Annotated in this window: 4 protein-coding genes and 1 pseudogene; 2 read left to right on the top strand and 3 right to left on the bottom strand. The window is 39.3% G+C overall.

Annotated features, from left to right (window positions below; all coding sequences use genetic code 11):
* Positions 1-243: pseudogene (locus tag VNZ46_RS26885) on the bottom strand (transglutaminase); the annotation flags it as partial.
* A gap of 287 nt (positions 244-530) precedes the next feature.
* Between VNZ46_RS26885 and VNZ46_RS26890 the strand changes: the two are divergent.
* On the top strand, positions 531-1,010 hold the full coding sequence (locus tag VNZ46_RS26890; RefSeq protein ID WP_325564368.1) for a GNAT family N-acetyltransferase: 480 nt from the start codon (positions 531-533) through the stop codon (positions 1,008-1,010).
* Between the two features lie 17 nt (positions 1,011-1,027).
* On the opposite strand, the gene dcp is transcribed toward VNZ46_RS26890, so the two are convergent.
* Both dcp and VNZ46_RS26900 read right to left on the bottom strand, forming a co-directional pair.
* Positions 1,028-3,142, bottom strand: a complete 2,115-nt coding sequence (gene dcp / locus VNZ46_RS26895; RefSeq protein WP_325564370.1) for a peptidyl-dipeptidase Dcp — start codon at positions 3,140-3,142, stop codon at positions 1,028-1,030.
* A gap of 80 nt (positions 3,143-3,222) precedes the next feature.
* Positions 3,223-3,882, bottom strand: a complete 660-nt coding sequence (locus tag VNZ46_RS26900; protein WP_133777277.1) for a TetR/AcrR family transcriptional regulator — start codon at positions 3,880-3,882, stop codon at positions 3,223-3,225.
* Between the two features lie 385 nt (positions 3,883-4,267).
* Between VNZ46_RS26900 and VNZ46_RS26905 the strand changes: the two genes are divergently transcribed.
* Positions 4,268-4,534: IMP dehydrogenase (locus tag VNZ46_RS26905; protein WP_325564373.1), on the top strand; the 267-nt coding region annotated here is incomplete at its 3' end.

Here is a 4,534-nt window from a genome sequence, read left to right on the forward strand (position 1 = left end):
CCGTATATGCCTTTCATATACGTTGACAAAGCTCCCTGTCTTTGGACTGACTTCAAACCAGGATCTTCCAACATCAAAAAGCTTCACTCCCCTTGCTGCAGAATCTATACCTGAAACTTTGGTTTCAAATTCAATGGGATCTACTTTTCCGTATTTAAATGTTTTGGGAGCTGCTTTTTGCTGAGCATAGATAGTTATTGCACCAATAACCAAAAAAAAGGATAGCGTAATCTTTCTTTTCATGAAGAGAGCGATTAAATAAATTTCACAATTATAAATAATTAATTCTCAATTTTGAAAATAAAATTGCAAATGAACAGAGACTGATTTTAGACAAGGTTCTGGCAATGTATATACCAAAAGCACTTGACCGATCTTTCCAAATCCTTTGGCTTCAAATCCCTAAGAAACAATTCATCGCTTAGGTTTGAAAAACAATCTGCACTGTTGCTTGGAATTCAATTAATCTGCATATTTGCCGCAATTAACTTATTTTACTTTCTAAAACTAAAATGTAACTCTAACGTTATATGGAAATAACCCCTTTAACTATGCCGGAAGCATCTGTAAAAAGTTCAGCATTTACCAGTAAGATAAATCCAGATCTTTCCGAAATAGACTGGGTCTATGTTTGTGCACTTTTTGATAAAGTGAACTGGCGCGTTCGCGTACCTGAAGAGATAGAAAAAGCATTTAGAACAAGCAGCTGGACAATCTTTATTTACAAAGATGAACAGCTTATTGGTTTTGGAAGAACTATAGATGACGGCCGCTATTACGCTATGCTGGGAGATATTGTTGTTGACCCTGATTTTCAGGGAAATGGTCTGGGGAAAATGATGGTCACTACACTTAATGGCCTGTTGGAAAATTACCATTTTGTAACCCTGACAGCTGCGCCAGGGAAAGGTGATTTTTATAAAAGCCTGGGCTGGAAAAAACAAACCACAGCTTTTATATGGCCCCAAGGACCAAAACAATTGCGTCAGCACACTGAACCGGAAGAATAAAGAGAGAGCGTTAATTTCTATTTCACAGGTAAGCCCCTGTATTTCTGCATCGGTGCGATGCTGGGATTATGGCCACGGAAATCCCGGAACATTTTGCCATAGTCTTCTGTGTTTCCTCTGGATAAAATCATATCTCTAAAACGCTGGCCATTGGCAAGGGTCAGGCCACCATTTTCTTCAAACCAGGAAAAGGCATCATGATCCAGCATTTCGGTCCATAGATAGGCATAATATCCCGCTGCATAACCATTGCCCCATATATGTAAAAAATAACTGGAACGGTAACGAGGAGGTACATAGGAAAGGTCAAGATGTGTTCTTTTTAAAGCGGAAGTTTCAAATTGATCCGCATCTTGTAAAGGGTCTTTTACTGTAAGTTTATGCCATTGCATATCCAATGCAGCCGCAGCCAATACTTCTGTTAATGCATAACCCTGGTTAAAGCCACCTGCTTTCTTGATCTTATCTACCAGTATTTGTGGCATAGGCTCGCCAGTTTTATAATGAACAGCATAATTCTTGAATACCTTTGGGTTCATAGCCCAGTGTTCGTTAAATTGTGAAGGAAATTCAACAAAATCTCTGGCTACATTGGCACCAGACAGACTTGGGTACTGCTGGCTGGCAAATAACCCATGTAAGGCGTGTCCAAATTCGTGAAACATAGTTGTCACGTCGTCAAAGCTGATTAATGCTGGCTGGCCGGCAGCAGGCTTTGTGAAATTGCACACATTAAAGATCACAGGTTTAGTACCCAATAGTTTGGATTGACCAACCATATTATCCATCCAGGCACCACCAGACTTATTGTCTCTTTTAAAATAATCACAATAAAACAAACCTATAGTTGAATTGTCCTTATCAAAAACCTCAAAAACTTTTACATCTTTCTGGTAAACGGGTAGATCTGTCCGTTCTTTGAAAGTGATTCCATACAATTGTGTTGCTGCATAAAATACCCCGTTTTTAAGGACTTTGTCCAGTTCAAAATAAGGCTTAACCTGCCCTTCATCAAGATCATACTTTGCTTTACGTACCTGCTCTGCGTAATAATTCCAGTCGTAAGGTTCCAGTTTAAAACCACCTTTTTGCTTGTCTATCTGTGTTTGGATTTCAGCGGCCTCAACCTTTGCCTTAGCTGTTGCAGAGGGTACCAGTTGATTAAAAAAAGCGTCTACTGCCTCAGGGCTTTTGGCCATTTGGTCCTGCAATTTCCAGGTCGCATAATTAGGGAATCCCATTAGACTTGCCTTCTCCGCCCGTATTTTTGCAATTTCTACAATGGTTTTCCGGGTATCGTTGCTGTCATTTCTCTCCGCTCTGTTCCAGGAAGCATCAAACAATTTCTGCCGTGTGGTGCGGTTAGACAACTGTACAAAAGAGGGTTGTTGTGTGGTGTTTTGCAATGACAATACCCAGTTTCCTTTTGCCTTATTGACTTTGGCCGCTTGTGATGCTGCGGCAAGTTCTCCTTCAGATAAGCCAGCAAGTTCTGTTTTATCGTTCACCACCAATGCACCTGCTTTTGCTGCAGCTAATAACTGATTTGAAAATTTTGCACTTAGAGAGGCCTCTTGCTCATTCAGTTTTTTGAGTTTGGATTTGTCTTCGTCAGAAAGCTTAGCACCCGCGAGTACAAATTCCTGGTATTGAAATTCCACCAGGCGTAAAGATTCCGGATCCAGTTTTAAGGAGGTTCTGGAATTGTATATGGTTTCGATTCGTTTAAATAAATTCGCATTTAAATAGATGGCATCCTCATGCGCAGAAAGTTTCGGAGCCATCTCTTCCTGTAGCTTTTGAAGCTGATCATTCGTGTTGGCACCAGTAAGTAAACCAAATACCCGGTTTACCCGGGTCAGCATTTCACCCGACTTTTCCATCGCAACTAAAGTATTCTCAAAAGTAGGGGCCTGTGCATTATCTGCAATCTTCCGGATCTCTTCCAGATGTATTTTCATCCCTTCCTCAAATGCAGGTTTAAAATCACTGTCTTTGATCTGGTCAAATTCTGGTGCCTGGTAGGGCAGTTTGCTCTTTACAGAAAAAGGATTGCTTTTCTGATCACCTTTATTACAGGAGGTCATTATAGCCAGCAGTACTATGAATGGTAACTTAAAAGATGTTTTCATGAAGTTATCTGTTTAAGCAACTAAGATAAGAAATCTTCTTAGATGATTTTTTCCATGTACCCGTACTTGCGTTGTTGATATTATTTGAAACTTTCTGTAAAATCAGGCATATAGGTTCCGACAGGTTCGTTTCGCAAGTTAAGAGACCAGTGTACAATTTGCCTGATGGCTTTCCTGATCTCGTTTTTTCCCTCTTCTGTATTAATATCGATACCGCAGGCTTTGCAATCATTTTTCTTGGAATGAAGGATCAGATAATAAATGCCGCCCACTAATAAGGCACTGATCGATCTGAAGTTTACATTGGAGTTTAAAAAGAATTTATCTGTTTCTGCAAAGAGCTTATCGCCAAAATTCTCCTTCACCCTGCAAAGACTGTTCATCAGTTCAGTTTTCTCAGATATTTCCCAGAGAATGATCTTTTGCATTTCCTCCTCATCAAAGAAATACTCAAACTGCTTTTCGAATATGGTCGTAATGATCAGGGCAAGATCATCTTTACGGGTAATCTTTTCAATTGATTCTTCAATTTTTTTATTGAATGACAGCCAATAGTCCTTTTGGACCACATAGGTTTCAATTAAGGTGTCAACATTTCCAAAGTATCTGTAAATTAATTTTTTATCTACTCCTGCCTCGCGGGCTATGGCATTAACACCTAAGCCATGATAGCCCTTTGCTCTGATAATTGCACCAACACTTGATATTAATTTTTGTTTAGTCTGCTCCTTGTCTTTCATATTTGCCTGCAATATAGATTGTTAAATTCCTTGTTTACATTTGTGTGTCTCAAAAATATAATTTTTAGCGTAAAATAAGGCAGATGGCAAAGGGGGGAAGCGCAAATAAAAAAAGCCTCCCAGACGGGGAAGGCTTTTAGTTGAGCAGCATAAATTTAAGGGACATTTCCTATTAACAACATTTGATTTGTACTAATAAATCAAATAGTTGCCCTTATGTCTGCAATAGTAAAACAAAGAAATCTTCAAAGTGGTGACATGCTCATTTTTTTAATCCAATTGTAAACTTTTCATCAAAACGATCTATATTTATCTTGCTATTGCAGAATAGCAGATATAATCGTATTTTTGCCCGGCAAATAGTAACTCTTAATAATTATTTGCTATGCAACTCGATCCCCAAAAATTTGTAGCTGAAGGACTAACTTACGATGACGTATTATTAGTACCCGCATATTCTGAAGTTTTGCCACGCGATGTGGATACCGGAACTTACCTGACCAAAAAAATACGTTTAAATGTTCCTGTAGTTTCTGCCGCGATGGATACCGTTACTGAGGCTGGACTGGCTATTGCCATTGCTCAGGCAGGCGGAATTGGTATGCTTCATAAGAATATGAGCATCGAACGTCAGGCCGAAGAGGTTAGAAAG

The organism is Pedobacter sp. (genome assembly GCF_035566355.1).
In the GTDB taxonomy this organism is placed as follows: Bacteria; Bacteroidota; Bacteroidia; order Sphingobacteriales; family Sphingobacteriaceae; genus Pedobacter.